The sequence below is a fragment of the Amycolatopsis bartoniae genome, from assembly GCF_014191255.1.
In the GTDB taxonomy this organism is placed as follows: Bacteria; Actinomycetota; Actinomycetes; order Mycobacteriales; family Pseudonocardiaceae; genus Amycolatopsis_E; species Amycolatopsis_E bartoniae.
On the sequence record NZ_JACHWH010000001.1, the window covers coordinates 1153385 to 1179858 of the forward strand.

26 protein-coding genes are annotated in these 26474 nt (G+C 67.7%); 17 read left to right on the plus strand and 9 right to left on the minus strand.

The features are described from left to right. The first annotated feature begins 30 nt into the window (after positions 1 to 30). Positions 31 to 1212, plus strand: a complete 1182-nt coding sequence (locus FHX82_RS05665) for an aminotransferase class V-fold PLP-dependent enzyme (RefSeq protein ID WP_145936713.1) — start codon at positions 31 to 33, stop codon at positions 1210 to 1212. On the opposite strand, the gene FHX82_RS05670 is transcribed toward FHX82_RS05665, so the two are convergent. Continuing rightward, positions 1205 to 3490, minus strand: a complete 2286-nt coding sequence (locus FHX82_RS05670; protein ID WP_145936714.1) for a beta-xylosidase/alpha-l-arabinosidase — start codon at positions 3488 to 3490, stop codon at positions 1205 to 1207. The genes FHX82_RS05665 and FHX82_RS05670 overlap by 8 nt on opposite strands. After that, entirely contained in the window at positions 3487 to 4500 is a 1014-nt protein-coding gene (locus tag FHX82_RS05675; protein ID WP_183176585.1) for a LacI family DNA-binding transcriptional regulator, read from the minus strand. The genes FHX82_RS05670 and FHX82_RS05675 overlap by 4 nt, the downstream gene beginning before the upstream one ends. 188 nt (positions 4501 to 4688) lie before the next feature. Here FHX82_RS05675 and FHX82_RS05680 point away from each other — a divergent pair, with 188 nt between their 5' ends. The 4 genes from FHX82_RS05680 (at position 4689) to FHX82_RS05695 (ending at position 8122) form a co-directional block, all read left to right on the plus strand. After that, positions 4689 to 5981, plus strand: a complete 1293-nt coding sequence (locus FHX82_RS05680) for an extracellular solute-binding protein (protein ID WP_145936716.1) — start codon at positions 4689 to 4691, stop codon at positions 5979 to 5981. Continuing rightward, entirely contained in the window at positions 5981 to 6922 is a 942-nt protein-coding gene (locus FHX82_RS05685; RefSeq protein ID WP_145936717.1) for a carbohydrate ABC transporter permease, read from the plus strand. The genes FHX82_RS05680 and FHX82_RS05685 overlap by 1 nt, the downstream gene beginning before the upstream one ends. Next, on the plus strand, positions 6922 to 7743 hold the full coding sequence (locus FHX82_RS05690; RefSeq protein ID WP_145936718.1) for a carbohydrate ABC transporter permease: 822 nt from the start codon (positions 6922 to 6924) through the stop codon (positions 7741 to 7743). Before FHX82_RS05685 ends, FHX82_RS05690 begins: the two co-directional genes overlap by 1 nt. A gap of 235 nt (positions 7744 to 7978) precedes the next feature. Then, on the plus strand, positions 7979 to 8122 hold the full coding sequence (locus FHX82_RS05695) for a hypothetical protein (protein ID WP_183176489.1): 144 nt from the start codon (positions 7979 to 7981) through the stop codon (positions 8120 to 8122). Positions 8123 to 8513: 391 nt separating this feature from the next. Here the strand turns inward: FHX82_RS05695 and FHX82_RS05700 are convergent, their stop codons facing one another. Next, a complete protein-coding gene (locus FHX82_RS05700) occupies positions 8514 to 9350 on the minus strand; it encodes an aldo/keto reductase (RefSeq protein ID WP_145936719.1) in 837 nt (278 codons plus the stop codon). Between the two features lie 40 nt (positions 9351 to 9390). Then, the gene (locus FHX82_RS05705) at positions 9391 to 10017 is read right to left on the minus strand and encodes a TIGR03085 family metal-binding protein (RefSeq protein WP_145936720.1); all 627 of its coding nucleotides are present in this window, start codon (positions 10015 to 10017) and stop codon (positions 9391 to 9393) included. A gap of 61 nt (positions 10018 to 10078) precedes the next feature. On the opposite strand from FHX82_RS05705, the gene FHX82_RS05710 reads away from it, so the two are divergent. The 4 genes from FHX82_RS05710 to FHX82_RS05725 all read left to right on the plus strand — a co-directional run bounded on the left by FHX82_RS05710 (position 10079) and on the right by FHX82_RS05725 (position 12817). Beyond that, a complete protein-coding gene (locus FHX82_RS05710; protein ID WP_145936721.1) occupies positions 10079 to 10537 on the plus strand; it encodes a DnaJ family domain-containing protein in 459 nt (152 codons plus the stop codon). A 99-nt stretch (positions 10538 to 10636) separates the two neighbouring features. Further along, the gene (locus tag FHX82_RS05715; RefSeq protein WP_145936722.1) at positions 10637 to 11026 is read left to right on the plus strand and encodes a hypothetical protein; all 390 of its coding nucleotides are present in this window, start codon (positions 10637 to 10639) and stop codon (positions 11024 to 11026) included. After that, positions 11019 to 12194 carry a sensor histidine kinase gene (locus FHX82_RS37625; RefSeq protein WP_145936723.1) on the plus strand — a complete coding sequence of 392 codons (1176 nt, stop codon included), beginning with the start codon at positions 11019 to 11021 and terminating at the stop codon, positions 12192 to 12194. Before FHX82_RS05715 ends, FHX82_RS37625 begins: the two co-directional genes overlap by 8 nt. Then, positions 12191 to 12817, plus strand: coding sequence for a response regulator (locus tag FHX82_RS05725; protein ID WP_145936724.1), 627 nt, complete (start codon positions 12191 to 12193; stop codon positions 12815 to 12817). Before FHX82_RS37625 ends, FHX82_RS05725 begins: the two co-directional genes overlap by 4 nt. Before the next feature lie 22 nt (positions 12818 to 12839). Here the strand turns inward: FHX82_RS05725 and FHX82_RS05730 are convergent, their stop codons facing one another. Continuing rightward, positions 12840 to 14003, minus strand: a complete 1164-nt coding sequence (locus tag FHX82_RS05730) for a PI-PLC domain-containing protein (protein WP_145936725.1) — start codon at positions 14001 to 14003, stop codon at positions 12840 to 12842. A 227-nt stretch (positions 14004 to 14230) separates the two neighbouring features. On the opposite strand from FHX82_RS05730, the gene FHX82_RS05735 reads away from it, so the two are divergent. The 3 genes from FHX82_RS05735 to FHX82_RS05745 are packed head-to-tail and all read left to right on the plus strand — an operon-like array spanning position 14231 to position 16654. Then, positions 14231 to 14704 (plus strand): hypothetical protein, encoded by a 474-nt coding sequence (locus tag FHX82_RS05735; RefSeq protein ID WP_145936726.1) that lies wholly within the window; start codon positions 14231 to 14233, stop codon positions 14702 to 14704. A gap of 5 nt (positions 14705 to 14709) precedes the next feature. Beyond that, positions 14710 to 15867, plus strand: a complete 1158-nt coding sequence (locus FHX82_RS05740) for a PPE domain-containing protein (protein ID WP_145936727.1) — start codon at positions 14710 to 14712, stop codon at positions 15865 to 15867. 31 nt (positions 15868 to 15898) lie between these two features. Next, on the plus strand, positions 15899 to 16654 hold the full coding sequence (locus tag FHX82_RS05745; RefSeq protein ID WP_145936728.1) for an ESX secretion-associated protein EspG: 756 nt from the start codon (positions 15899 to 15901) through the stop codon (positions 16652 to 16654). Positions 16655 to 16660: 6 nt separating this feature from the next. Here FHX82_RS05745 and FHX82_RS05750 read toward each other — a convergent pair whose 3' ends face one another. Next, positions 16661 to 18007, minus strand: a complete 1347-nt coding sequence (locus FHX82_RS05750; RefSeq protein WP_145936729.1) for an FAD-dependent monooxygenase — start codon at positions 18005 to 18007, stop codon at positions 16661 to 16663. A gap of 77 nt (positions 18008 to 18084) precedes the next feature. On the opposite strand from FHX82_RS05750, the gene FHX82_RS05755 reads away from it, so the two are divergent. Both FHX82_RS05755 and FHX82_RS05760 read left to right on the plus strand, forming a co-directional pair. Beyond that, entirely contained in the window at positions 18085 to 18690 is a 606-nt protein-coding gene (locus FHX82_RS05755; protein WP_229881478.1) for a TetR/AcrR family transcriptional regulator C-terminal domain-containing protein, read from the plus strand. A gap of 712 nt (positions 18691 to 19402) precedes the next feature. Further along, on the plus strand, positions 19403 to 23191 hold the full coding sequence (locus tag FHX82_RS05760; RefSeq protein ID WP_145936730.1) for an NACHT domain-containing protein: 3789 nt from the start codon (positions 19403 to 19405) through the stop codon (positions 23189 to 23191). A gap of 389 nt (positions 23192 to 23580) precedes the next feature. Here the strand turns inward: FHX82_RS05760 and FHX82_RS05765 are convergent, their stop codons facing one another. Continuing rightward, positions 23581 to 23838: a GntR family transcriptional regulator gene (locus FHX82_RS05765; RefSeq protein WP_145936731.1), complete on the minus strand. Its 258-nt coding sequence runs from the start codon at positions 23836 to 23838 to the stop codon at positions 23581 to 23583. 153 nt (positions 23839 to 23991) lie between these two features. On the opposite strand from FHX82_RS05765, the gene FHX82_RS37630 reads away from it, so the two are divergent. From FHX82_RS37630 to FHX82_RS05780, 3 genes are all read left to right on the plus strand, one after another. Continuing rightward, the gene (locus tag FHX82_RS37630; protein WP_145936732.1) at positions 23992 to 24561 is read left to right on the plus strand and encodes a winged helix-turn-helix domain-containing protein; all 570 of its coding nucleotides are present in this window, start codon (positions 23992 to 23994) and stop codon (positions 24559 to 24561) included. Positions 24562 to 24681: 120 nt separating this feature from the next. Then, positions 24682 to 25029 (plus strand): phosphotransferase, encoded by a 348-nt coding sequence (locus FHX82_RS37965; RefSeq protein ID WP_145936733.1) that lies wholly within the window; start codon positions 24682 to 24684, stop codon positions 25027 to 25029. Continuing rightward, a complete protein-coding gene (locus FHX82_RS05780; RefSeq protein WP_145936734.1) occupies positions 25026 to 25208 on the plus strand; it encodes a hypothetical protein in 183 nt (60 codons plus the stop codon). Before FHX82_RS37965 ends, FHX82_RS05780 begins: the two co-directional genes overlap by 4 nt. A gap of 4 nt (positions 25209 to 25212) precedes the next feature. Here the strand turns inward: FHX82_RS05780 and FHX82_RS05785 are convergent, their stop codons facing one another. Together FHX82_RS05785 and FHX82_RS05790 are read right to left on the minus strand one after the other, a co-directional pair. After that, positions 25213 to 25773 carry an NsdA family TPR-like regulatory protein gene (locus FHX82_RS05785; protein ID WP_512698862.1) on the minus strand — a complete coding sequence of 187 codons (561 nt, stop codon included), beginning with the start codon at positions 25771 to 25773 and terminating at the stop codon, positions 25213 to 25215. Then, a complete protein-coding gene (locus tag FHX82_RS05790; protein ID WP_183176490.1) occupies positions 25770 to 25943 on the minus strand; it encodes a hypothetical protein in 174 nt (57 codons plus the stop codon). The genes FHX82_RS05785 and FHX82_RS05790 overlap by 4 nt, the downstream gene beginning before the upstream one ends. Between the last annotated feature and the right edge of the window lie 531 nt (positions 25944 to 26474).

Sequence of the window (26474 nt, forward strand, 5' to 3'; positions counted from 1 at the left end):
CGCTAGCGGGCGCGGGTAGGGTGGGCGATCATGCGGAACGAAGACGTGCTCCGGTACCGGGCCGAGACCCCCGGCTGCGCCGAGGTGGTCCACCTCAACAACGCCGGGGCGGCCCTGCCGCCCGAGCCGGTGGTCCAGACCGTCATCGAGTACCTGCGCGAGGAGGCCCGCCGCGGCGGTTACGAGACCGCGGCCGCGGCGCAGGACCGCGTGCAGGGCGTCTACGCGTCGGTGGCCCGGCTGCTGGGCGCGGAAGCCGACGACATCGCGCTCACCGACAACGCGACCCGCTCGTGGCAGGCCGTCTTCTACGCGCTGCGCTTCGAGCCCGGCGACCGCATCCTGACCAGCCGGTCGGAGTACGCCAGCAACGTGATCTCGTACCTGCAGGTCGCGCGACGCACCGGTGCGGTCGTCGAGGTGGTGGCCGACGACGAGACCGGCCAGGTCGACGTCGCCGACCTGCGCCGCAGGCTCGACTCCCGGGTGAAGCTGATCTCGATGAACCACGTGCCGACGCAGGGCGGGCTGGTCAACCCGGCCGAGGAGATCGGCGAGGCCGCGGCGGAGGCGGGCGTGCCGTTCCTGCTCGACGCGTGCCAGTCGGCCGGGCAGCTGGACCTCGACGTGCGCCGGCTGCGCTGCGACGCGCTGAGCGGCACCGGCCGCAAGTACCTGCGCGGTCCGCGCGGCACGGGGTTCCTGTACGTGTCCCCGCGGCTGCGGGAGCGATTGGAGCCCGCGACGCTCGACCTGCACTCGGCCACGTGGACCGCGCCGGACGAGTACGAGATCCAGCCGTCGGCGAAGCGGTTCGAGGTGTGGGAGCGCAACTTCGGGTTGACCCTCGGGCTCGGCGCGGCCGTGGACTACGCGCTCGCCGTGGGGCTGCCCGCGATCGAGGAGCGCGTCACCGCGCTCGCCGCGTCATTGCGCGAGCAACTGAGCGAGCTCGACAGCGTGACGGTGCACGACCAGGGGGCGCGCAAGTGTGGCCTCGTCACGTTCTCCACGCCGCGCCTGCCCGCGCTGGAGATCAAGGAGCGCCTCGGGAAGGCGGGCATCAACACCTCCGTCACCCAGCGCACCTCGGCGCAGTACGACTTCACCGATCGCGGGCTACCGGACCTCGTCCGCGCGTCGGTGCACTACTACAACACCGAGGACGAGCTGCGGCAGCTCACCGGCGAGCTGGCCCGGCTGCTCAGCTGAGCTCCACCGGGGTGGTCAGCACGGGGTACGGCCCCACCTCGCGCACGCGGCCGGTGATCTCGAACGAGCCCGCGCACGGCAGGTCGGCGGCGGAGCGCCCGACGAACACCTCCACCGTGCCGGGTTCGACGATCCGCCGCAGGTCCAGCCCGGTGAAGCTGGTGCGGTCGGCGTGCAGCTCGAACGTCACCCGCCGCTGCTCGCCCGCGGCGAGCGGCACACGGGCGAACCCGGCCAGCGCCAGCACCGGGCGGGTCACCTGCGCCTGCACGTCGTGCAGGTACAGCTGCACCGTCTCCTCCCCCGCGCGCTCACCCGCGTTGCGGACACTGACCGAAATGGACAGTGCGCCGTCGGCGGGAATCTCCGCGGTGCTCAGCGAAAGGTCCGAGTACTCGTAAGCCGTGTAGGAGATGCCGTGCCCGAACGGGAACAGCGGCGTGGGGTCCAGGTTGCTGATGCCCTCGCTGTTGCCGCCGAGCGGCGGGTGCAGGTACGTGCCGGGCGCGCCGCCGGCCACGCACGGCACCTGCACCGGCAGGCGCCCGGACGGGTTGACCCGGCCGGACAGCACACCCGCGAGCGCCGAGCCACCCTCCTCGCCGGGCATGAACGCCTGCACCAGCGCGGCCGCGGAAGCGTGGCGCCCCAACGCGTACGGACGCCCGGACACGACCACCACCACAACCGGCTTCCCGGTCGCCAGCAGCGCTGCCACCAGTTCGTCCTGCACGCCGGGCAGGCTCAGGTCCTCGGCGTCGCAGCCCTCGCCGGACGTGCCCTCGCCGAACAGGCCCGCGCGGTCGCCCACGACGGCGACGCACACGTCGGCAGCAGCCGCTGCCTCCACCGCGGCGGCGAACCCGGACCGGTCCTCCTCGCGGATCGGGCAGCCCTGGTGCAGCGAGATCTCCGCGTCCGGGAGCTCCTGCCGCAGTGAGTCCACAAAGGACGGTACCTCGACGCCGATGCCGAACTCCGGAAACCGCTGGAGCACGTGGTTGGGGTAGGAGTAGCAGCCCAGGAACGCCAGCGGGTCGTCGGCACACGGGCCCACCACGGCGATGCGCCGCGCCGACAGCGGCAGCACGCCGTCGTTCGCCAGCAGCACCACGGACTTCTCCGCGATCTCCCGCGCCAGCGCGCGGTTGCGCGGCGAGTCCAGGTCGACCGGCTCCGCGGCCGGCGTCCAGTCCGGGTCCAGCAGCCCCAGCTGGGCCTTCTGCCGCAGCAACCGGTGCACCGCGCGGTCGACGAGGTCCTCGGGCACCTCGCCGGAACGCACCAGCTCGATCAGTTCCTTGCCGTAACACAGCGTGTCCGGCAGTTCGACGTCGATCCCCGCGGCGAGTGCCAACGCACCCGCGCTCCCGACGGTGTCGGCCACGCGGTGCATGCTCTTCAGGAACGCGATCGCCCAGTAGTCGGACACCACGACGCCGTCGAAACCCCACTCGTCACGCAGGATCCCGGTCAGCAGCCCGCGGTGGGCGCCGACGGGCACGCCGTCCAGGTCGACGTAGGCGTTCATCACCGAACGCGCGCCACCGTCCCGAATGGACATCTCGAACGGCGGCAGGATCACGTCACGCAGCTCCCGCGGCCCGATCGACACCGGAGCGTGGTTGCGGGCGGCCCGCGAAGCCGAGTACCCCGCGAAGTGCTTGAGCGTGGCGACGATCCCCGTCTTCTCCAGCCCGCGCACGTACGCGGCGCCGAGCGTGCCGACCAGGTACGGGTCCTCCCCCAGCGTCTCCTCGACGCGGCCCCACCGGTAGTCGCGCACGACGTCCAGCACCGGCGAAAGCCCCTGGTGCACCCCGACGGCGCGCATGTCCTCGGCGATCGCGGTGGACATGCGCTCGACCAGCTCCGGGTCGAAGGTCGCCGCCCACGCGAGCGCCGCCGGGTAGACCGTGGCGCCGAGCGTGGTGAAGCCGGTGAGGCACTCCTCGTGCACGATCGCGGGCACGCCGAGCCGCGTCTCCTCGACGATTTCCCGTTGCAGCGCCACGATTCGCGCGACACCTTCGGCCACGCTCACCGGCGCGGTGCCGAACACGCGCGTCAGGTGCCCGATGCCGTCGGCGCGGACCTGCTCGAACGGCACCCCGCCGCGCGCGAACACGTCCTGCATCGGCGCGACGTTCCCGTTGAGCTGGTCGTTGCCCGGCCACGCGCTGCCCAGCTGTGCCACCTTCTCCTCGAGCGTCATCTCGGCCCGGAGCGCCTCGGCGCGCTCGTCGGGGGAAAGCGACGGATCCTGCCAGCGGGTCATCGTGCTCCTTGGTCGGCGAGGGGGGCCGTCGAGCCGCGGACGACGAGGTTGGTCGCCAGCTCGACGTGGTGGGAGTCCAGGGTTTCGCCCGCGATCAGCCGCAGCAGCGTGCGCAGCGCGACGCGGCCCATGTCCTGCAGCGGCTGACGGACGGTGGTCAGGCCCGGAGTGGCCAGTTCGGCCAGCACGGTGTCGTCGAAACCGACGACGCTCAGGTCCTCGGGCACGCGCAGGCCGCGGCGGCGGGCCGCCTCCAGCACGCCGAGGGCGGTGGCGTCGCTCGCGGCGAACACCGCGGTCGGCGGCTCGGCGAGCGACAGCAGCCGGGTGCCCATCTCCAGGCCCGCGTCGTACTGGAAGTCGCCGTGCAGCACCAGATCCGGGTCGGTGCCGACCCCGGCGCTCTCCAGCGCGGCGCGGTAGCCGTGCAACCGCGCCTGGTTGCACGACGCGGTCTGCGTTCCGCCGGCGAAGGCGATCCGGCGGTGGCCGAGGCTCAGCAGGTGCTCGGCCGCGGCCATGCCGCCGGACCAGTTGGTCGCGCCGACGCTGGTGACCTCGACGCGCGGCATGTTCAGCGGGTCGATCACCACGAGCGGCAGCCCGGCCTTGGCGAAGCCTTCCACCTGCGCGAGGCTGAGCACGGACGTGACCACGATGAGCCCTTCGCGCCCGCTGCTCTTGAGCCGCTGCGCCCAGCTGTCCTCGGGGGTGAGCGGGCCGCTGCCGTCGGGCGCCGGCACGCGGCCCACCACGACGTCGACGCCGGTTTCGGCGCCCGCTTCGGTGATGCCACGCAGGATTTCGAGCGCGTAGGGGCTGCGCAGGTCGTCGAACACGAGGTCCACGACCCGCGTGGGCACGGGCAGGCGCCTGCCGGTCTGCGGCACGTAACCGAACTGGCGCAACGCCTCCTCGACCTTGGCGCGGGTCGCGTCGGAGACGTCACCGCGCCCGTTGAGCACCTTCGAGGCCGTCGGCAACGACACCCCGGCGGCGTCGGCCACCATGGCCAGCGTCGCCCGCTTGCTGGAACCAGCCGACACCCCAACCTCCTATCGGAAAAATTTCGGCTCACTGTAGCTCGGGTATCTCTGTCCTACCAGACCTTGACGGAGCCGTGGCCGCAGCCTATCTTCCCTGCCACACCATAGTGTTTCCGAAAGTTTTCGGAACCTTCGATGGGGAAGGCACGACGATGACACTGGGCAAGCGCCGCACGGCGCTGATGGCGGCCGGGCTGGCCGCACTCCTCTCCTTCACGGCCGCGTGCGGCAGCAGCGGCCCGTCGGGTGCGGCCGGGGGCGCCACGGCATGGGCGCTGACCGGCGGTGACGAACAGACCATGCGCACGTCCTTCCAGCAGGCGAAGATCGACGGCCAGTTCTTCGGGAACGACGCCTACAAGCAGAAGATCCGCTCCGCGGTCGGGGCCGGGCAGGCGCCGACCCTGCTGTTCAGCTGGGGCAACGGCGGCATGCTCAAGTCCTGGGTGGACGCCGGGAAGGTCATGGACCTGACGCCCGAGGTGCAGAAGGACCCGACGCTGACCAGCCGCTACCTCCCCACGGTCGCCCAGACCGGCGTGATCGACGGCAAGACCTACGGCGTGCCCAACAACGGCATGCAGCCGGTCATGGTGTTCTACAACAAGGACCTGTTCAACCGGATCGGCGCGCAGCCGCCGAAGACGTGGGACGACCTGATGGCCCTCGTGCCGCGGTTCAACCAGGCCGGCATCGCACCGTTCGCCCTCGGCGGCCAGAGCAAGTGGCCGCTGCTGATGTGGGAGGAGTACCTCGTCGACCGCCTCGGCGGGCCCGGGGTGTTCGACGCGATCGCCGCGAACAAGCCGAACGCGTGGTCGGACCCCGCGGTGATCCAGGCCAACTCGATGATCCAGCAGCTCGTCAGCGCCGACGGGTTCGTCAAGGGCTTCAACTCGATCGCCACCGACTCCAACGCCGACAGCGCACTGCTGTACACCGGCAAGGCCGCGATGTACCTGATGGGCTCGTGGGCGTTCCCGTCGATCAAGCAGGCCGATCCGGACTTCATCTCCAGCGGCAAGCTCGGCTGGGTCACCTTCCCCACCGTCTCCGGTGGCAAGGGCGCGCCGGAGGACATCGTCGGCAACCCGGCCAACTTCTGGTCGGTCTCCGCCACCGCCACCGACCAGCAGAAGCAGGCGGCGATCGACTACTTACGTACCGGTGTGATGAACGACAGCTACGTGGACAGCCTGCTGGCCAGCGGTTCGGTACCGCCGGTCAACGGCATCGAGAGCAAGCTCGCCACGACGCAGGACCCGCAGTATCTGTCCTATGTGTACGGTCTGGCGAGCAAGGCGCCGAACTTCCAGCTCTCCTGGGACCAGGCACTTTCCCCCGGCCAGGCCGACACGCTGCTCAACAACCTCGGCCAGCTGTTCCTCAGGCAGCTCACGCCGGAACAGTTCTCCGCCAACATGAACGCCACGATCGGCAAGTGATGGACGCTCCGACGATCGCTCCCGGCACCACCGGTGCCGGGAGCCGGGAGGCGCCCGCGCCCGGTGCGCGCACCTCGCGCACCGGGCCGCCGGTGCTCATGGCCGTGCCCGCGCTCGTGTTGTTCGCGGTGTTCGCGCTGCTGCCGCTCGCCGGCGTGGTGGTACTGAGCCTGATGAACTGGGACGGCATCGGCGACATCTCGTGGAACGGGCTGGGCAACTGGGCACGGGCGCTGGGTGACCAGGCGACGTACCACGCGATCTGGCTGTCGGTGCAGGTGATGGTGGCCAGCTGGCTGTTCCAGACGCCGGTGTCGCTGCTGCTCGGCGTGCTCGTCGCCGGGCGCGGCCGGTACCGCGCGGTGCTGGGCGTGCTGTACTTCCTGCCGCTGCTGCTGTCCGCGGCGGCGATCGCGATCGCGTTCAAGGCGCTGCTGGACCCGAACTTCGGGATGAGCAGGGCGTTCGGGATCGGCGCGCTGTCGCAGGACTGGCTCGGCGACCCGACGCTGGCGCTGTACGTGGTGATCTTCGTGATCGCCTGGCAGTTCGTGCCGTTCCACACCCTGCTGTACCAGGCCGGCGTGCGGCAGATCCCGCGACAGCTGTACGAGGCCGCGGAGATCGACGGCGCCGGGCGCGTGCGGCAGTTCTTCTCCATCACGCTGCCGCAGCTGCGCTACACGATCCTGACGTCGTCGACGCTGATGCTCGTCGGTTCGCTGACGTACTTCGACCTCGTGTTCGTGCTCACCGGCGGCGGGCCGGGCAACGCGACCCGCTTCCTGCCGCTCGACATGTACCTCAACGGTTTCTCGAACAACGACATGGGCCGCGCGAGCACGCTGGCCGTGCTGCTGGTGGTGGCGGGCCTCGCGTTGTCGCTCGGGCTGGCCCGGCTGGCCGGGTTCCAGCGCGGTTCGCAGCTGGAGGGAGCCTGATGGCCCGCACCCGTCCCAACGTGCCCGGTGGTGTCGCCGGGTTCGTGTGGTTGGTCGTCGTGCTCGTGCCGGTGTACTACGTGGTGGTGACGAGCCTGCGCAACCAGCGCGGGTTCTTCGACGCGAACCCGCTGTCGTTCCCGTCGAACCCGACGCTCGACAATTATGCGTTGGTGCTGCGCAACGACTTCCTGCGATATTTTCTGAACAGCGCGGTGGTCACCCTCGGCACGGTGGCGATCACGGTGGCGGTCTCGCTGATGGCGGCGTACTACGTGGTCCGCGGCCGCACGCGGTTTTCGGGGTTGACGTACAAGGCTTTCCTGCTCGGTTTGGCGATTCCGTTGCAGGCCACGATCATCCCGATCTACTGGCTGATCACGCGGGCGCACCTGTACGACACGCTGCTCGCGATCATCCTGCCGTCGGTGGCGTTCGCGATCCCGCTGTCGGTGGTGATACTCGCGAACTTTCTGCGAGACGTGCCGAACGAGCTGTTCGAGTCGATGCGCGTGGACGGCGCCGGGCACTGGCGGATGCTGGTGAGCCTGGTGCTGCCGCTGGTCAAACCGGCGGTGGTGACCGTCGCGGTGTACGACGGCCTCAACGTGTGGAACGGCTTCCTGTTCCCGCTGATCCTCACGCAGAGCTCCGACCAGCGCGTGCTGCCGATGGCGTTGTGGGCTTTCCAGGGTCAGTTCCAGGTGAACATCCCGGCAGTCCTCGCGGCGGTCGTCCTGTCGACCCTGCCGGTACTGGCGCTGTACATCCTGGGCAGGCGGCAACTGGTGGCGGGGCTGACCGCAGGCTTCGGGAAGTGATGCGGGACCGCGGTGGCTGGAGAAGTCCGCCCCCAGCAGCACGAGCAAAGCGGCCCGCAGGTGAAAGCCCCGCCGTCCAGCGGTGGCGATAGCCCGACGACCCGGGACTCGCGATCGGCGCTGGGGGTGTGCGGTTTCGGTTTCCGGGCCAGGCAAAAACCGCCATCTGACCACCGGCATTTCGCGGTTCTCGGAGACCCCAGTCGCCCCTCTTTCCCGGTGGAGCGCCCCGCAGGTGAAGGTGAAGCCGTCCGGTGGGGTGGACACCGGTGGTGGCGACGAGCCCGACAACACCGGCCTCGCGATCGGCGGCGCCGCGGTGGCCGGTGCCGCCACCGCGGCCGGTGCCGTGCTGCTCCTGCGGCGGCGCACCCGCTGATGCCCGCCTCCCGCTGGCGCCGATGGCTGGGTTTCCTGGCCATCGGCACCGCCCTCGTGTCCTGCGGCACCGAGGCCACTCCCGCGGCACCGCCTCCGCCGGTGGCGGAAACCTCGGCACAGGCACCGGCGAGCACCGCTCGCCCGGTCACGCTGGAGGTGCCCGCGATCGGCGTCCACACGGGACAGATCGTCGACCTTGGGCTGACCTCTTCCGGTGAGCTCGAAGTACCGAAGGACGCCGTGACCACGGGATGGTTCACCGGCAGCCCGGCCCCCGGCGAAACGGGCCGTCCACGTGCTCGCCGCGCACGTGGACTGCAGCACCGCCGTCTTCACGGTCTACCGCGTCGCGCACTACCCGAAGACAGCTGGCCGGGCTGCGCCGGTGATCAGCCGTTGAACGTGTCCGGGTCGAAGCCGGTGCGCTGGTTGCGGTCCAGCTCGCCGAGCGCGCGAACGTCCTCTTCGGACAGCTCGAAGTCGAAGATGTCGATGTTCTCGCGCACGCGCTCGGGCGTCGACGACTTCGGGAACACGATGTTGCCCAGCTGGATGTGCCAGCGCAGCACCACCTGCGCGGGCGACTTGCCGTGCCGGTCGGCGATTCCCGCGATCACGTCGTCCCCGAGCACCTCGCCCTGGGCGATCGGGCTCCACGCCTCGGTCGCGATGCCGTGCCGACGGTGGTACTCGCGCAGCTCCGCCTGCTGCAGGTACGGGTGCAGCTCGATCTGGTTCACCGCGGGCGTGGTGCCGCTGTTCGCCGCCAGCTCGTCCAGGTGCGCGGGCTGGAAGTTCGACACCCCGATGGCGCGTGCCTTGCCCGCCTTGAGGATCTCCTCGAACGCCTGCCACGTCTCGACGTACCGGTTGCGCTTCGGCAGCGGCCAGTGGATGAGGTACAGGTCCACGTAGTCGGTGCCGAGACGGCGCAGGCTGCCCTCCAACGCGGTGATCGCGTTGTCGTGGCCGTGCGCGTCGTTGGCGAGCTTCGTGGTGACGAAGACGTCCTCGCGGGACAGCCCCGACTGCCGAATGCCCTCGCCGACGCCCTCCTCGTTGCGGTACATCTGCGCCGTGTCGATGTGCCGGTAACCGGCGTCGAGCGCGACGCGCACGGCGTCCGCGGTCTCGCCGGGCGGGATCTGGAACACGCCGAACCCGAACTGCGGGATCGCGACGCCGTTGCCGAGATCGATGCCGGGTACGGAGGAAGTCGTAGCCATGCCCCCGACCTACCCCCGGCCCGAACGGCACAAACGTCGGTCAGAGCCCCCGCTTGAGTGCCTTCAGCCGGTCGACCGCCGCCGGGTCACCCTCGAACTCCAGGCGCACCGCGTCCCGGCCGAACACGAACAGCAGCAGCTCCACCGGCCCGCCGACGACCGTCACGGTGTCCGGACCGGACTTCACCGCGGCCTGCTGACCGTCGGGAGTCCGCAACGTCACCCCGACCGGTGACTTGCGCAGGCTCAGCTTCCCCACCGCCCGCGCCGAACTCCAGGCCCGCGCGTCCCGCACCGGGTCCGCGGGGCGCGGCTCCCAGCCGGGCTGCCCACGCCGCGCGTCCTCGTGGTGCACGAGGAACTCGCCGGCGTTGGCCGCCTCGTCCACGCCGGGCAGGCGGGTGGGCCAGAACTTCGCGGGCCCGGACCGCAGCCGCGCGATCAACTCGCTCCACGGCTGGGCCGCGTACTGGTCCTGCACCTTGCGCGTGTAGGACGCGAACGGGGACACGAGGATGCCCACCGCCGCGTCCGGACGGTGCTCGCGCAACACGAGGTGCGCGGCGAGATCCCGCGTCCGCCACCCCTCGCACAGCGTCGGCGCATCCGGCCCGACTTCTTCGAGGAACGCGCTCAACGCCTGACGCTCATCCGAGGCAACACCCATGGCGCCGACACTACCCGGAAGTAGCGGTCCACAGCCGCCGCGTCACGGGCACACTCGAAGCATGACCGAACGCAAGCCGCCGGGGATGAGTGCGGAGACGTGGGTCGAGCGGCAGATCCGGCAGGCGCAGGAGCGGGGCGCCTTCGACAACCTGCCCGGCGCGGGGAAACCGCTGCCGAACCTGCACGCCCGCCGCGACGAGAACTGGTGGATCAAGCAGAAACTCGCCGACGAGGGGCTCTCCGCGGACGTCCTGCTCCCCGAGCCGCTCCGGCTGCGCAAGGAGATCGACGGGCTGCGCGAGTCCGTCCGCCCGCTGCCCACCGAACGCCAGGTGCGCGACGCGGTCGCCCAGCTGAACCGCCGCATCGCCGACTGGCTGCGGGCGCCCTCCGGACCGGCGGTTCCCGTGGGTCCCATGGATGCCGACGACGTGGTCCGGCAGTGGCGGGAAGACCGGCCGACGGTGCCGAAGCCACCGCCGCCGGAAGCCCCGCGCACCCGCTGGTGGCGCCGCTGACATCCTCCGATCGGTGGATGCCGCCGTCACCCGATCCGGCACCGGACGACGCCTCCCCGGCCGATCCGCCGACGCCACCGCTCCCCGAATACTCACTACGTGACAAGAACTTTCCGCATCCTGCACTGGCTCGCCGTCACCTACCTGGCCCTCGGCGTGCTCGCGCTCGTCGTCATCGTCCTCCTGCGGAACGACCCGGCGGAGGTCAACGACGCCGTCTGGACCCGCGCCGTCATCGTGCTGGTCACGGCCGTCGTGCTGGTCCTCCTCACGAACCGCGCGGCCCGCGGCTCCCGCGGCGCGTTCCGACGGCTGCGGATCATCTCGATCGTCGTCCCCGTCGCCATCGCGGTGATCGTCGCGCTGCCGGGGCTCTTCCCGCTGTGGATGCGGCTGGAACAGGGGCTGTGCGGGCTGGTCATGATCGCCTACGCGGTCGTGGTCAACGGACGGCGGACGGTCACGGTGACATCATCGAACGGTGAATGAGGTCGCGGATCCGCTGCAGGTCCGGCTCGACCGCCTGCGGCGGCTCGTGCCACTGCCGCTGCTGGCCGTGTCCACCGCGGCGTCCTTCGCGATACCGGGGGCCGCCCGGTCCCGGTTGCTGCTCGAAGCGAGCCTCGTGGTCGCGGCCGCCCTCTGGTCGGCGTTCGTGAGCGCGCGCCTGCCCGCCGGCACGCCGCTCCCGCGCCGCCTGGCCGCGTACGCCGTGCACACCCCGCTGGCGGCGGTGCTCGTCGGAACCAACCTCTGCTTCGGGATCTTCGCGTACTCGGGTTTCCTGTTCGCGTATCCGCTCGGCCGCCGCTGGCGGCTCGCGGCTTTCGCGGTCACAGCACTGATCGTGTCCGCTTCGCTGGCCGGCGGTTATCCGGTTCGCCTCGACGGGCACGGGCTCACGTACCTGATCGTCGCCGGCGTCATGCTGGCGCTGGTCCTGAACTCGGCCAGCATCACCAACCACGCGCTGGCGCAGAACGAGGAGCGCGGCCGGATGATCGCCGAGAACGCCCGGCTGCACGAGCAGTTGCTCACGCAGGCGCGGCACGCGGGCGTGATCGAGGAACGACAACGCCTCGCCGGCGAGATCCACGACACGCTCGCCCAGGGCCTGACCGGGATCATCGCGCAGCTCGCGGCGGCGGAACACGTCCGGCACGATCCCGGGCAGCTGTCCCGGCACCTGGAGCTGGCCCAGTCGCTTGCCCGCGCGAACCTCGCCGAGGCACGCCGGTCGGTGCGCGCCCTGCGCCCGGGGCAGCTCGAACAGGCCGGTTTGCCGGCGGCGCTCGGTGAATTGGCGCGCGAATGGTCGGCCAGTTCCGGAATTTCTGCGGAATTCCAGGAAACGGGCGCACGATGCCGGGTCCCCGACGAGGTCGAAACCATTCTTTTCCGGGTCGCACAGGAGGCGTTGGCGAATGCGGCGAAGCATTCCGGTGCACGTCAGGTGAATCTGACCCTGACCTGTCTCGACGACGCCGTGTTGCTCGACGTCCACGACGACGGAACGGGTTTCGACGCGGCAGCGGAAACCGACGGGTACGGCCTGCCGGGAATGCGTCACCGGCTGGCGAAAGTAGGGGGAACGTTGACGGTGGAATCCAGCGCGGGCTACGGCACCACGCTCAACGCTTCGGTTCCGCTGCGATGAGCCCGATCCGGCTGTTGATCGTCGACGACCACCCGATCGTCCGCGACGGTCTGCGCAGCCTGTTTTCCGGTGACGCGGATTTCGTGGTGGTCGGCGAAGCGGGCGACGGCGCGGAGGCGGTGCGGCTGGCGCGGCGGACCGAGGTGGACGTGATCCTGATGGACCTGCGGATGCCGGGAACGGGCGGGGTCGAAGCGATCGCGCGGTTGCGGGAGCTGGGTCACCCGGCGCGCGTCCTGGTGCTGACCACCTACGACACGGACCGCGACGTGCTCCCGGCGATCGACGCGGGCGCGACGGGCTACCTCCTCAAGGACGCCCCGAGGGACGAACTGGTCCGCGCGGTCCGGGCGGCGCACGCGGGCCAGTCCGTACTGGCGCCGTCGGTGGCGAGCACGCTGATCGGCCTGGTCGGCGCGGGCGCCGCGGAGTCACTGAGCCCGCGGGAACTGGAGGTGCTGCGCCTGGTCGCGGAGGGCGCGACGAACCAGGTGGCGGCCCGCCGCCTCCTCATCAGCGAAACGACGATCAAGACGCACCTGCTGCACATCTACACGAAACTCGGGGTGCGCGACAGAGCGTCCGCCGTGGCGGTGGCGTACAAGCGGGGTCTGCTGGACTGAGGATGGCACGGCCGCCACCAGCTCAGGTGGGAAAGTCCCTGCTCACCACGGGACCGTTGTCGCGGAACACATCCACTTCGACCCGGGCGTAGTCGTCGTTCGGCCGAGTTCCTTCCGCCGACCAGTCGAGGCTTGTGTAGGCGCCGCAGAGGTAGTGGCGGGAGGTGGGCTCCGCCGTGCCGTCCAGCCGGAAGAACGTGACCGCGACGTGCGCGCAGATCCCGTCCACCTCGGTGTCGAACAGCGTGCCCGAGAGGGACGCGGGGGTCAGCCCGGTGCCCGACTCCGCGCTGACCGCGGCGCCCGGCGTCGCCACCCAGCCGAAGTACTGGTCGGTCCCGTCGAGGAAGTCGGCCAGTGCGGTGGGGTGGTCGACGAGGTCGGTGTTGAGGAAGTCGACCCCGGCCTCCAGCTCGGAGTACCAGGTGTCGTCGTCCTGCGGGGTGTCGTAGAGGCGCACCTGGCGGCCGTGTTCGTGGGCGTCGCGGACGAAGCCGGGCAGGTCGGTGACGGAGGACCATTCGGCGGTCGTGATCGGGTTCTCCTCGGCCGAGTACGTGCCGTAGTCGCCGCTCCCGCCGTCGAAGAACTCGTGGCGGACGGGGTGGGCCGTGACGCACTCGCGTGGCGTGTGCCCGCTGAACACCACTTTCACCGCGCCTTCGGTGACCACTCCGTTGTCGTAGGCCGAAAGCATGCCCGCGTACTGGTTGTCGAGCATGTCGTGCACGCGCTGGTAGAGGCGGCCGTTCTCGTAGGGCATCTGGGCCTCGTCGGTGCACGAGGTGGGGACGTCGTTGGTGCCCACCTCGCCCTTGAGCTCGATCACCAGGTCGAACGGCTCGTCGCCGGAGGGGTAGACGCGGCCGTCGTTGTCCCGCACGCGTTCGGCCAGCTTGTCGAGGTAGAGGTTCTGCAGGGTCCGCGAGGGGTTGAGGTCGTTCTCGTCGTGCCCGACGAGAACGTTTCCGTCCTTGAGCCAGACGTCCGCCTCCACGCTGTTGAACCGCTCGTCCAGCGCTTGCGTCAACTCGTGCCCGGTGTCCGCGTAGTCGTTGTGCGAATGGGCGTGCAACAGGGGCGGCGGGCTGAACGCCAACGGCCGCACGGCCTGCTCGTGGGCGGGCACCCCCACCGTGGCGACCACCGCGCCCGCGGCAAGACCGGCCCAGATCCGGCGCATCATGCTGTCACTCCTTCGGCTCGGCTGCGAGATCCGGACCGACCATGGCAACGCGACCCGGGCGCCACAATCGAGTGGGAGCAGGCTGGGACGGGACAGCACCGGGACCAGCGACATCCCGGCACGGGCGGGACGTCCCGGGGCGGGATCACGTCGCGCGGAGGTGGAACGCTTCGGGTGAAATCCGCGTCTTAACCGGTGGAGCCGACTCCTACCGAGGGGAAGACACAGTGGACGACGCCTACCGGCTGAGCGACACCGGTGACGCCCGCCGGCTCGTGCGCCAGGCGCAGCGGCACCCCGAGCAGCAGTACGGGCACGTGCGCGAAGTCGCGGCGGTCGGCAACACGCCGGGGCAGATCGTCGCCGACGGCGGGCGCTTCGAGCTCGACCCGGCCGGGATCGCGGCCGCCGACGCCGAGCTCGGCCGCTGCCGCGACGAGCTGGCCACGCTGCTCGCCGAGTCCGTCCAGCTGGAGACCCCGCTGCGCGACGGCGGCGGCCCGGTCGCGAGCCACCTGCGCAAGGCGTTCGGTCTGCGCGGTTCCACCGACGGCGGCGTCCAGGGCGCCCTGCGCGGCTACCTCGCCGAGCTCGACGCCCTGCGCTCGGCCATCCGCCAGGCGGGCGCCGACCACGGGCAGCACGAGTCCGACGTCGCCGACCAGCTGCGTTCGCTGCACACCGGCAACGGGGAGCGCTGAACAGCATGACCGCCCCCGAACACCGGCGCCGCCACGAGTACTACTCCGACTCGCACGAGCCCACCGCGCGGCAGCGCCGACGCATCCGGCGCCGCCACGAGGCCCGCGTGCGCAACCGCGCCGACGACCGCTTCGGCAAGATCAACTGGAACGCCTACGACCACCAGCAGCTCTACGACATGGTCCACACCTCCGACCCCGCCGCGATGAGCGAGACCGTGCAGCAGTGGTCGGCGCTGGCCGATCGCGCCGACGCCGCGACGGCGCGGGTGCAGCGGACGGTCCAGCAGCTGATGGAGTCCTGGCGCGGCGGCTCGGCGGCCGGCGCAGCGGGCTCGGCCTCGAACCTCACCGCGTGGGCCGGCGACGCGGGCCGGATCATGCGCGGCATCGGCAGCGGCCTCGCGACCTACACGAACGCGATCGTCGACGCCCGCAACGCGATGCCGGACCCGGTGCACTACACCGCCGTCCAGCGCTTCCTCGACGGCTACGACGTGCGGGCCGAGGGCCCGGGCGCGGCGATCCTGGCCGAGCAGCTGCTGGCCGACCAGCAGCCGACGAAGGCCGAGGCCGACCGCGCCAAGGCCGAGGCCGTCCGGGTGATGGAGCGCTACGAGGCGACGAGCAAGGGCGTCCACGACACGCTGCCGTCGTTCGCCACCGCCCCGTCCACCGTGGTGCCCCCGTCGCAGGACGCCCCGTCCACGCCGGGCACCGGCTCGAAGGACCCGTCGAACCGGGGCAGCCGGGGCGTCGACAACCTCTTCCAGCGCGCGTCCGTGCCCACCGGCTCGCTGCCGTCCGGCGGTTCGGCGGGCTCGTCGAACCTGGACGTGACGAGGCCGTCCAGCATCCGCGACCTCATGGCGGGCAACGGTTCGAGCGGGCTCGCGGGCGGCCAGGGAAGCGCTTTCGGCGCTGGTCAGGAAGCGCTTTCCCGCGGTGGCCTCTCGGGCGCGGGCACGCAAGCGGGCGGTGGTTCGTTCAGCGGGTCGCTGCCGACGGCGAGTGGCGGTGGCACGGGCGCGGGGATGTACCCGGGCGCGAGTACCGGCCGGCGGGAGGACGACCGCGACCACCAGAACCGCTACGGCAGCGAGTCCGGTCTCGACCTGCTCGACGACCTGCCGCCGGCGTGCCCGCCGGTGATCGGCGAATGACGGCGGGGTGAGCTGACGGGTGGCGCGGCGCATGCCGCACGTCGACGGGGTCGTGCTGTCGCACCTCGAACTGGACCTGCTGTGGGAGGACCTGGGCCTCGGTCCGCTGCCGTACCCGCTGGACGTGCGTTCGCACGGGCGCACCCAGGACGAACGTGACGACCTGGGTGCGCAGGTCTTCGAGAGCCTGCGCGCCGCGGGCCTGCACGACGGCCAGGAAGCCGACGCGGCGCTGGAGGATTTGCTGGTCCTGATGAGCAGGCCAGTGCTGTCACTGGACGCGCTGGTGCTGGGCGGGATCCCGCTGCGCGTGCTGGCGGCGGCGCGTGGCCGCCGCGCCGTGCTGGCCGTGCTCGACCGCGAGGAGCTGGCGCTGCGGCCGATCGCGGCGTCGTCGCTGGCGGGCGTCGTCGCGGACGTGCTGGGCGACGTCCCACCCGGCCCCGGCAGCGAGGTGCGGCTCCCGAAGGAGGCGTTCGTCGAGGCACTGACCGCGTACAACTCGTCGGGGCACAACGCGTTCGAGTGGAGGCTCTCGCAGGCGGGTGTGTCCGGGCGCGCCTCGCGGGCGCTGTGGACCATCGCCGCGTCGCCGATCGTCGGCTCGGGGCAGCTCGCGGCCAACGGGCCGGGCGGCCGGTCCCCCGTGCTGACGTGGTTCGACACGGAGGCCGGCCGCTACGCCATCACCACCCAACCGGGTACCGGCCCGTGGGTCACGGTCACCCCGGCGGACCAACGCTGGCTGGTGACGCGCCTGATCGGCCTGACCGACCAGGTGCGCTAGCCGCGCTCAAGCCGCGGACGCGACGTGACCGTCGGGACGGATTGTCGCCGTGGTCAACCCCTTCCACTCCGCCCGGTCCTCCGCGAGCTCGTCATGGCGGAAGTCCACCGTGACGTGTCGCCCCGAGCGGAGCCGGTCGAAAAGCGTTGTGCCATCGGCGAAACGCAGGTTCGGCGCGCGTACGCCGGTCAGCGGGTGACCGTCACCGGCCGGGTAGCGCACCGACAGGCCGGACAACCGTTCCGCCAGGCCGCGCGCGAACGACGGGTGTTCGGCAAGCAGTTTCGACAGCAGGCCGCGCAACTGCTGCCCGTCTGGTGAGAACGCGGTCATCAACGAGGTCTGCGCCTGCGTGCTCTCCAGGAGATCGACCCCGACCGCGTGTCGCTCGTCGTGGTAGGTGTCGAGGAGGTCCGCTTCGCCCTTGACGGCGGCGGCGAGCTTCCAGCCGAGGTTCATCGCGTCCTGCACGCCCACGTTGAGCCCGACCCCTCCGGCCGGCATGTGCTGGTGCGCGGCGTCCCCGGCCAGCAGGACGCGGCCGGCCCGGTAGCGCTCCGCCTGCCGCGCGGCGTTGGTGAAGCGGGAAAGCCAGACCGGCGAGTGCGCGCCGAAGTCGGTGCCGGCCGCCGCGACGGCCTTCCCGCGCACCTCGTCGAGGGTCAGGTCGCCCGGCCAGTCCCCGCGCACGTCCTCCGGCGCGGACCCGACCAGGCGGTACTTCCCATCCGGCAGCGGCACGACCATCAACCCACCGTTGCCGTTGCCGGCGCTGAAAGCCCCACCCGGCGGCGGGAAATCGAGTGAGACGTCGGCGAGCCAGCCGAGGACGCTGTACGAGGTGCCGGGGAACGCGATACCGGCCGCCTGTCGGACGGTGCTGCGCGTGCCGTCGCAGCCGACGACGTATTCGGCCTCGAGCCGGTAGGCGCCGTCCGGCCCTTCGGCGTCGATCACGACGGAGTTCTCGTTGTCGCTCAAGGAAAGAAGCCGATGGCCGCGTTTCAGGTCCACTCCGGACACACGGGCGTGTTCCTCCAGCAACTCCTCGGTGCGTGCCTGCGGGATCGCCAGCGTGAAGCGGAAATCCGTGTCCAGCACACCGAAATCGAGCCGGTGGTCGAGGCTCGCGAAGTGACCGCTGGGAATTCTGAAGCCCTCGCCGAGGAACCGGTCCGCGAGACCTCGGCACGCGAACAGTTCGATCGTGCGCGGGTGGATCGTGAGCGCCTTGGAATGCGGGTCGGGGGCGAGCCGCGGTTCGAGCACGGTGACGCCGACCCCGGCCAGGCGCAGTTCCGCCGCGAGCCACAGGCCGACCGGTCCGGCCCCGGCGATGACGACTGGGTTCATGACTCCTCCTCTTGGTCAGTGACCAAGGCTAGCGCGTTTCTTGGTCAGTGAACAAGAGTGGGTGGTAGGCTCGGCCTGTGAGCACGGAGCGGCGGGACGAGATCGCGCGGGCGGCGCTGGAGCTGTTGCAGGAGAAGGGCGCCGAAGGGGTGAGCCTGCGCGCGGTCGCGGACCGGATGGGCGTGCGGCTGAACACGGTGTCCTGGCACGTCGGGTCGAAGGCAGGCCTGCAGGCGCTGATGGCGGACGCGATCGTGGGCGGGGTCTCCCTGACCCGGCTGCCGAAGGCGTGGGAACCGCGGGTGCGCGAACTGGCCCACCGCTACCGCGCGGCGCTGCTGAGGCACCGCGACGGCGCGGCCGTGGTGGCGGGCACGTACGCCGCGGAGCCGAACACACTGGCCGTCGCGGAGGCCCTGCTCACGGCGCTACTGGAATCGGGCTGCGCGGAGGCGGACGCGGCGTGGACCCTCTGGACGATCGTGTACTTCACGCTGGGCCTGGTGGCGGAGGAGCAGAACGCCCCGGCCGCAAAGGACGAACTGACAGCCGCGGCAACGACCGGCGCGTACCCCGCACTGGCGCGCACGCTGCACCACCTGACCGGAGGCAGCTTCGCGGACCGCCACGAGTTCGGCCTCGACCTGATCCTGCAGGCCCTCCGCGCGAGAACGTCCCCGTAGGGCGGGCTGGTGGTGCCTCCCACTCGGGAGAGCTCACCAAAGGCTGGCCACCAACGGCGACGACCAACCCTAGGCACAATCGACACGAGCAGCCGTTTGAATGCCCCCGGTGTACAGGTGCCGTGTTGCGCTGCCCACGCGGTACGTGGTTGCTCTCGGGCCGCACCGGTTCCGGCAGGCCAAACACTGTGGGCGCAGCAGGGTTCGAACCTGCGACCCCTTGCTTGTAAGGCAGCTTACTGACGGGAATTAGCAGTTCAGAAGCCCGCCGCCCTCCCGAGCAGCGTCCGTCCCTGTGCTCTACTGTCCGCCCACAACTGGGGTCGAGAATCGCGCCACTTTACAAATGTCGACCCTGTTCTCGCCTGTCGATGCCGCCGGTCGAGCACCGGAAGCACCCGACTGACACCCACCAGCAGACCCATCTGTTCCGAATCTGTCCCTCGGGAGCGGATTACCCCCGGCAGACAGCAGCAAGCAAGTACGCGCCTGGCCAGAACACTGATTGAAACAGGCGGCCTGAGGGTGGTTCTGGCAGACGTACGGTGGGCCACCGCGACGGCCATGACCTTCTTAATAGACCAGCGCCGACAGCCTCTCATTTATCCCCATGCAAACACAGCGTCATCGGCAACGTAAATGTAACAGTCGCCTCCTGCAGCACGATCCAATTGTAGGCTGTTGCCAGAGCGAGAGCGAGGAGGCAGGCACGGTGAGCGAAACGAACACCATCCATCAGACGCGGACACGGCGGGGACCTTCGTACGACTACGAAGCACTACTAGATGAACATTTTCAGCACCTTGTGCAAGCCTTACTACTGAAGCAGCACCCAAACTTGCAGTGCTTCCCGGTTGGAATGCCCGACGGCGGCCGCGACGCCACAGCGGGCGACACAAGTGAAAATGACTCCATTATTTTTCAGGTAAAATTCGCGCGTGATCCATCAACAATCAGCGATAAATACGAGTGGGTCAAGAAGGCTATTGAGGGCGAGGTCACGAAAGTGCGCCGTCTAGCCGAGCGCGGGGCACGGAAATACTACCTGGTAACAAACCTCCCGGCGACGTCACATCTCGAATCCGGGACGATCGACAAAGTCAATTCCTTCGCCAAAGAAGTTTTATCGATCCCGTTTCAATGCCTATGGCGGGACGACCTAGATCGCCGACTCGATGGCGAGTTCGACCTCAAACTGCGTTTCCCGCATCTACTAACCGGACCTGATCTCCTTCGGCTCATCTGGGATCGGGCGAGTGACACTCATATTCTATCCGAGGCGCGTGCGACGATAGAAACGTACCTAAGAAACCAATTCGAGGCGGATGAATTTCTTCGCTTCAAGCAAGTTGACATGTTGTCAACCAAGCTGTTCGACCTTTATATCGATGTGCCAGCTGTCCCCTCACCGCGGAAGCGGGGAGCGCCAAGATTCTCGCAAACATATGTTGACACAGTCACGAGGATAGGTCGCGCCTTAAGGAGGCTGGAGCCAGAGGAGGCGGCTATTCAGGCGTATCGACGGGTTAGTGAGGGAATTGGCGCCTCTGGTCTTTTTGCCGACATGATTCACCTTACACAGGTACCGCAGGTAGTCATAGAGGGTGCACCAGGGCAAGGAAAGACCACGCTAACCCAGTACCTGTCGCAGATACAGCGAGCGCGATATCTAGGCAAGCTAGAAGCGTTAGCACAACTACCCAAGACGCACACCTCCGGGCCCATATTTCTCCCGATTAAGCTAGAACTTAGAGATATCGCAGTTTGGCTAAAGGGCGTAGACCCCTGGAATCGCGACACCGACGCGCGGCACGGGCAGACAGAATCACTCGAATCAGCGATCGCCGGCCATATCAGGCGCTACTCGGGAGGGCGCCAATTCTCGGTCGAGCATGTACATTCGCTCATGCAATCAATTCCTATTCTTTTATGCCTAGATGCACTCGATGAGGTTGCAGACCTGGACGATCGAAAAAGGGTAGTCGAAGAAGTTGAGGCTGCCATTACGCGACTAAGTGGGACGCCAGGAAACTTGGTAGTAATCGTAACCAGTAGACCAACCGCGCTCTCGAACGCGCCAACTTTTTCGCCGGAAAAATTCCAATACTATAGCCTTGCGTCAATAGATCCGAATCTTGCGTTTCAGTATGCGCGCAAGTGGTCAACTGCCCGGGGGATTCGTGAAGATGTGAGAGCGGAGATCGATTCGATTCTTCGCACGAAACTTCAATCACCTCATATGGCGGAACTAGCTAAAAACACGATGCAGCTAACGATTCTCCTGACGCTAATCTCCTCACGCGGATCCAGCCTGCCAGACAAGCGTACCGAACTTTATACGGCTTACCTCGAACAGTTCTTGAGCCGAGAGTCGGACAAGGATCCGAGTGTACGGGAACATCGAGATCTGTTGATGGAGCTGCATGGTTACTTGGGCTACTACCTTCATGCAAATGCCGAAGGAAATAGGTCTTCCGGGCGCATCTCAAATGAGAATTTGCGGCAGCTTTTAGTTGACTATCTTGAGAGAGAAGAACAAGATACGTCTATTGTCGACAAGATCTTCAAGGCAGTAGTTGAGCGCGTAGTTGCACTTGTTTCTCGGGTCGAAGGGACACTGGAGTTCGAAGTCCAACCGCTTCGAGAATATTTCGCAGGGCATTATCTTTACCACACTGCCCCTTACTCCCCGCCCGGACGGGAACGCAAAGGAACGAAGCCTGACCGTTTCGACGGTATTGCTAACAACCCTTATTGGTTGAACGTCACCCGATTCTATGCGGGCTTCTTCTCTAAAGGTGAGCTATTTGACCTTGCCCATAGGGTTTGCGACCTACTTGAACAGTCCGAGCGGGATGGCGTAACGTATCCTCGGAGGCTTGCGCTTTCGTTGCTTCAAGACTGGGTCTTTTCTCAATCACCGAAAGCTGCTCGAATGGTAGTAGACGCGCTGTTCACAAAACAAGGAATGGCTTGGGCTGCCTCAGTTATTAGGAACCCCGTTATAGACATGTTCGAGAACTCGAGCTTCTACCTTCCAGTTGGCTCTGGCGGGGCCGATCGCGCGCAGGAAATCTTGCAGTCCGAGATCGTAAGGCATCTTTCGACTGATCGACTGGAACCCTTGTGTGCCTTGCTCGAATCCGTATCTGAACCTGAAAGTTTGCGTCGTTTCGTCGACGGGAATCCTTCTTTCCGTGAGGGTAATGGACGGAAAGATGCCCGGTGGGTTTTGATACGTGGACTACTTTCCGCAAACGACACTGATTCGATGGAGCGATTTGAAGAAGTTGTTGGCAAGCTTAACAGAATAGAGCTTGCGAAGCTATTGCGTGTGATGACGCTGTCATATGCGGAATCCATGGATGGGATGCAAGCCGGGGCTTGGCGGGAGGCCATGTGTCGTATCCTCGATTTAGGGACAATCCGACCTCCTTCGATGCATCCGGACTGCCCCTCAGCGCTATTGCTGCTCCGAGCACACCCCACGGTGTGGATTGACGATCTGCGCCACGGACGGTCCGCCACCCGCATGTTCGGGTCTCGGCTTTCCGGGGAAGCATCTTCCCGAGATCTCAATGAAGGAGGAAGACGCGCCCTGGAAATTTTCACGGAAATAGAGGAATATCTGGATGGAGGGATGGCGCGTACGTCACTCGCCCCCTGGGTACATTGTGTCGACACATTGGAGCGTGAGTTCGGGCGCAGCTGGTCCACCATCACAATCAGCTGCGAGGCCGCAGCGATCGTTTCTCCAAAGGAAAGAGCTAAGGGTGTCACGAGTCTGTTTGACGAGGACGCTAGTTTGCCGAAACGATTCAGGATGATCAGATGGAAGGGCAATGATGCTCAATGGTGGGCAAACGAATATGAGCAATGCTCGACGATTGCTGATCGTCGAATTTGGCTGACCGGCGTATGCGTATGGACTTCGCCAGATGTATTCGCCCAGCTGCTGCCTCGCATCGAGGACGCTCTGGCGGCCCTGGATAGCAGTGACGCTTGGATACTACTAAATACGATGAACAGCGCTTACTCATATTCCAAGCTATTGAGCAAGAGGCTCCAAACCCACCAAGTCTTGACCAGTCTAAGAGGGCGTTCAGTCGCCGTGCTTTTGTTAACTATCCGACGGTCCGATAAAGCGACTCAACTTCAGATTATAGATGATTTTTTCAGCGATTATGTGCAGGATGGCATAGTTGCCCATGAGATCCTCCCATTAGTGGGCGACCGCTTCTTATTCGATGGAGAGTCGAATTTGATGGACCTTGAGACATTGAAGGCGTGCGCCAGGTTTGGCAGCCTTCTTCCCTACGGAGGTTGGGAGTTCGGAGTTGATCGAAGAAAGCTTCGCAAGATACCAGCCAGGACTATACTAGAAAATAGCGACATTTTGCCGTTGTCGATCGTCGGACCAGCATTCGATGCAGTTGACTATGCGGCGCCGAAAGCCAAGGCCGTTCTCCGCATAGCAAATCAGGAGTCTTGGTTCAAATAATCGCGGCCTTGTGATCATCCCGTCGGTCGGTGGACGTTCCGTCGTGCCGCAACCGCCGCGCTCAACTGCCCCCGGGGTGGCCAAGTTGCGGTCTGACCGGACGTGGTTGCCATCAGGTCGGCGACGGGATGACCGGCGAGTACCTAGCTCTGCCAGAGCAACCATACGTGTCCTCCCCTCGTCATCCCACACCTGCCCGCCGACGAGGACACGCTCGCCGGCTTGTCTTGCGGCGGCTGCGGAGCTGCCTCGCCTCCGGCGAATCGCCGCGCCGCAGCTTGCAGGCGTCCCCTGCAATAAAGATGAACTCTGAACGCCAGATCGCAGTATTGGCCAACTCGCGCTGAACCAAAGCCGTGGCGCTACCCACAGGTGGTCGCGACCGTCCCCTACCCCTTCCGGGTGACCAACGTACCGCGCCCGAGGACCACGGTCACCACGCCTTCCTCCCGCAGCGCCGTGATCGCCCGCGCAGCGGTCGCCTTCGCGACGCCGTAGATCTCCGCCAGCTCCGGGCCGCCGGGTAGCTTCGATCCTGCAGGTAGAGCGCCGGATTCGATGTCGCGGCGGATGTCGTCGGCGATCTGGGCCCAGACGTACTCCGGTCCGTGGTGGTCGATGCGGCCAGAGCGGTCGTGCCATGACATGTCGCAACGCTATGCAGCGTCATCCTCCTGCATTCACACCTCGGTACTAGTGGGTTCCTATAGGTACCTAGGGCGTGCTGTCGCCGCCTCACGAGCGCGTCGCGCCGTGGTGGGTTGCGGCCGAGTGGAGTCCACCGAATCCCTGGAGTGCTGATGACCCTGTTCGAGGAGTTGGAGCCGGAGATTCCCGGCACGCTCTACGAGAAGATGGCCGAGCATCTGACCGAGCGCATCAAGCGCGGCGAGCTGCGGCCCAACTATCCGCTCCCCAACGAACGCCGGTTGGCGGAGGAGTACGGCGTCTCCTTGGGCACCGCGCGACATGCCACACGGCTGCTCAAGTACCGCGGTCTCGTGATCACAGTCCGCTCGAAGGGCACCTATGTCACCACGCTGGCCACCTCCTCAAGCTTGCTCAGCGATGCTGCCGTCGCCGAGACCAGCGGCTTCCTGGACAACGCACGCCCTGACGATCTCCCCCGTAATCTGGCCTCGACCGCACGACAGGGAGGCTGGATGACGCACGCCGTGCCAGCATTCACCGCCGAGTCCACCCGGGCCGTCCTCGATACAGCCTGTCGGATCGCGGGTGTGGACTGGCAGGGGGCAACTCTGATGCGTCTCGGCGAAAACGCGCTCTACCGGCTTGCGTCTGCGCCCATCGTCGTTCGGATCGCAGGAGGATGGACTACTGGTCGACGATCGAGAAGGAAGTGGCAGTAGCCCGCTGGTTGACGACGCAGGACTTCCCCGCCGGGCGACTGTCTCCTCCTGCCGAACAGCCGCTGTTCGCGGCCGGCCACCCAGTGACCTTCTGGGAGTTCATCCCCCGGTGACGTGGCCATGCCGGATGACATCGCCGCGCTCGGGAAGGCTCTGCGCCAGCTGCACCAGCTGCCCTCCCCCACCGAGTTCCACCTTCCGCGGACCGACATCCTGTCTCGGGTCCGGCCGCGCGTGACAGCTTCTCCCGTCTCGGACGACGACAAGGAGCTGCTGTTGCAGCGATGCGAGGAGCTGCAGGAGGCGGTCTCCCAGCTCCAGTTCCCACTGGATGAGTGCGCCATCCACGGCGACGCGCACATCAAGAACATGATGATCAGCGACGCGGTCCCGTTCTCATCGACTTCGAGAACTTCTCCTGGGGACAGCCCGAGTGGGACCTCTCGACGACGGCGACTGAGTACGTGACCGCCGGATGGTGGACGGACTGGGACGGCTTCCCGACTCTGCGCGCGACCCATGAGATCAAGATGACCACGTGGATCATGCAGAACGCCAACAACTCCCCGGAGATCAAGGCCGAGTTCGAGACCCGGATGCACACCATCCGCACCGGCGAGGCCACGGGCAACTGGCGCGCGTTCTGAGCGCTCAAGCCGCGGGCGGCAAGGCCAGCTTGGGGTAGCGCGCCTTCAACAGCTGATCGAAGTTCTGGGACAGCTCGCGCTCCGCCTTCACCGACCTCAGCGCCTTACAAAAGTCGGTCAGGTACCGCAGGTACCGCATCGACTGCAGGCCGTCGGCGAGTTCGACGGCCTCCGTAGCGAGCGCCACGCCCTCGTGTCGCTCGCCGTTGGCGAGCGATCCAGCCGCCGAGACCGTCTGGATGAACGCGCGCGTCCTCGGTGGTGTCAGCACCGGATCAATCGCCTGCGCCGTGAAGTACTTCGCGCGGTGCCCGTCGCCGAGGTCACGGAAGCAGTGCGACCCCTCACCGGCCAACTCCAGCGCGTCGAAGTAACTGACCCATTCCGGGTCCGCCCCGAGGTTCCGGGTCTCGAACGCTTGTTCCGCGCGGTTCAGCGCTGCAGCAGTGCCGGACTTGTCCGCGAGACTCGCCAGAGCGCGCGCTTCCATCGCCAGGAACATCGCGGACACGGTGTTCGTCGCCCGACGGAGCGTTGCGCTCTGGGCTGCTCTCGCAAAACTCACCGCGGGGTGAAGTAGCGCATCGCCACACCGTGGCGCCCGGCGTCGTACGCGCTCCAGCCGAGCAGCTGAGCGACCTCCGCGGCTGCGCCGAAGATCTCCCGCCGGATGGGCTCGGGGTGGTGTTTCCGCAGCAGCGGCACCACCTGGTCGCGGAAGAACTGGATGAGCATTCGCCGCGTGTGGCCGAACGGCTCACACCGGCCCTGCCACCGCCTGCACCAGCCGCGCCTATTCGGCCGACTGCGCCTCGCCCCCGCTACCTCGACGCCGCCGTTCGCGCGGAGGCAGCGAAGGCCCGCCAGGCGCCCGGGGCCAGCGCAACGCCACTCTCTGCGCCGCCGCCGTCGCGCTCGGGCACCTCGTGGCCGGAGGCGCACTGTCCGAACAGGACCACGAGGCTGTATTGCTCACCGCCGCCGGACGGCACATCGCGGAAGGCGCCTACAGCGAACACCAGGCGCGGCAAACGATCGCCTCCGGCCTCGCGCCGGACACAACCGGCCCCGCCCCATCGCCTGATCACTCACCCGGGGAGGAGACACCACCGTGCCTGTTTCGGTCGCGACGAAGGCGCACATAGCGCCACCAGAAGTACACCGCCCACACGCCAAAGATCAGTGTGAGCAGCCCTTGCGTCCAGCACACCAGACCGTCGGACCACACTGCCCAGAACGTCACCTCACCGGCAGTCCCCACGGTTG

What these genes read in the sequence shown, in the direction of transcription:
- FHX82_RS05670 (WP_145936714.1), bottom strand. Translation starts at nt 3,490, where the DNA reads ATGACCCGCTGGCAGGATCCGTCGCTTTCCCCCGACGAGCGCGCCGAG.
- FHX82_RS05765 (WP_145936731.1), bottom strand. Translation starts at nt 23,838, where the DNA reads ATGTCATGGCACGACCGCTCTGGCCGCATCGACCACCACGGACCGGAG.
- FHX82_RS05740 (WP_145936727.1), top strand. Translation starts at nt 14,710, where the DNA reads ATGACCGCCCCCGAACACCGGCGCCGCCACGAGTACTACTCCGACTCG.
- FHX82_RS05680 (WP_145936716.1), top strand. Translation starts at nt 4,689, where the DNA reads ATGACACTGGGCAAGCGCCGCACGGCGCTGATGGCGGCCGGGCTGGCC.
- FHX82_RS05745 (WP_145936728.1), top strand. Translation starts at nt 15,899, where the DNA reads ATGCCGCACGTCGACGGGGTCGTGCTGTCGCACCTCGAACTGGACCTG.
- FHX82_RS05700 (WP_145936719.1), bottom strand. Translation starts at nt 9,350, where the DNA reads ATGGCTACGACTTCCTCCGTACCCGGCATCGATCTCGGCAACGGCGTC.
- FHX82_RS05750 (WP_145936729.1), bottom strand. Translation starts at nt 18,007, where the DNA reads ATGAACCCAGTCGTCATCGCCGGGGCCGGACCGGTCGGCCTGTGGCTC.
- FHX82_RS05675 (WP_183176585.1), bottom strand. Translation starts at nt 4,500, where the DNA reads ATGGTGGCCGACGCCGCCGGGGTGTCGTTGCCGACGGCCTCGAAGGTG.
- FHX82_RS05730 (WP_145936725.1), bottom strand. Translation starts at nt 14,003, where the DNA reads ATGATGCGCCGGATCTGGGCCGGTCTTGCCGCGGGCGCGGTGGTCGCC.
- FHX82_RS37965 (WP_145936733.1), top strand. Translation starts at nt 24,682, where the DNA reads ATGCCGGATGACATCGCCGCGCTCGGGAAGGCTCTGCGCCAGCTGCAC.
- FHX82_RS05710 (WP_145936721.1), top strand. Translation starts at nt 10,079, where the DNA reads ATGACCGAACGCAAGCCGCCGGGGATGAGTGCGGAGACGTGGGTCGAG.
- FHX82_RS37630 (WP_145936732.1), top strand. Translation starts at nt 23,992, where the DNA reads ATGACCCTGTTCGAGGAGTTGGAGCCGGAGATTCCCGGCACGCTCTAC.
- FHX82_RS05690 (WP_145936718.1), top strand. Translation starts at nt 6,922, where the DNA reads ATGGCCCGCACCCGTCCCAACGTGCCCGGTGGTGTCGCCGGGTTCGTG.
- FHX82_RS05705 (WP_145936720.1), bottom strand. Translation starts at nt 10,017, where the DNA reads ATGGGTGTTGCCTCGGATGAGCGTCAGGCGTTGAGCGCGTTCCTCGAA.
- FHX82_RS05790 (WP_183176490.1), bottom strand. Translation starts at nt 25,943, where the DNA reads ATGCTCATCCAGTTCTTCCGCGACCAGGTGGTGCCGCTGCTGCGGAAA.
- FHX82_RS05665 (WP_145936713.1), top strand. Translation starts at nt 31, where the DNA reads ATGCGGAACGAAGACGTGCTCCGGTACCGGGCCGAGACCCCCGGCTGC.
- FHX82_RS05685 (WP_145936717.1), top strand. Translation starts at nt 5,981, where the DNA reads ATGGACGCTCCGACGATCGCTCCCGGCACCACCGGTGCCGGGAGCCGG.
- FHX82_RS05725 (WP_145936724.1), top strand. Translation starts at nt 12,191, where the DNA reads ATGAGCCCGATCCGGCTGTTGATCGTCGACGACCACCCGATCGTCCGC.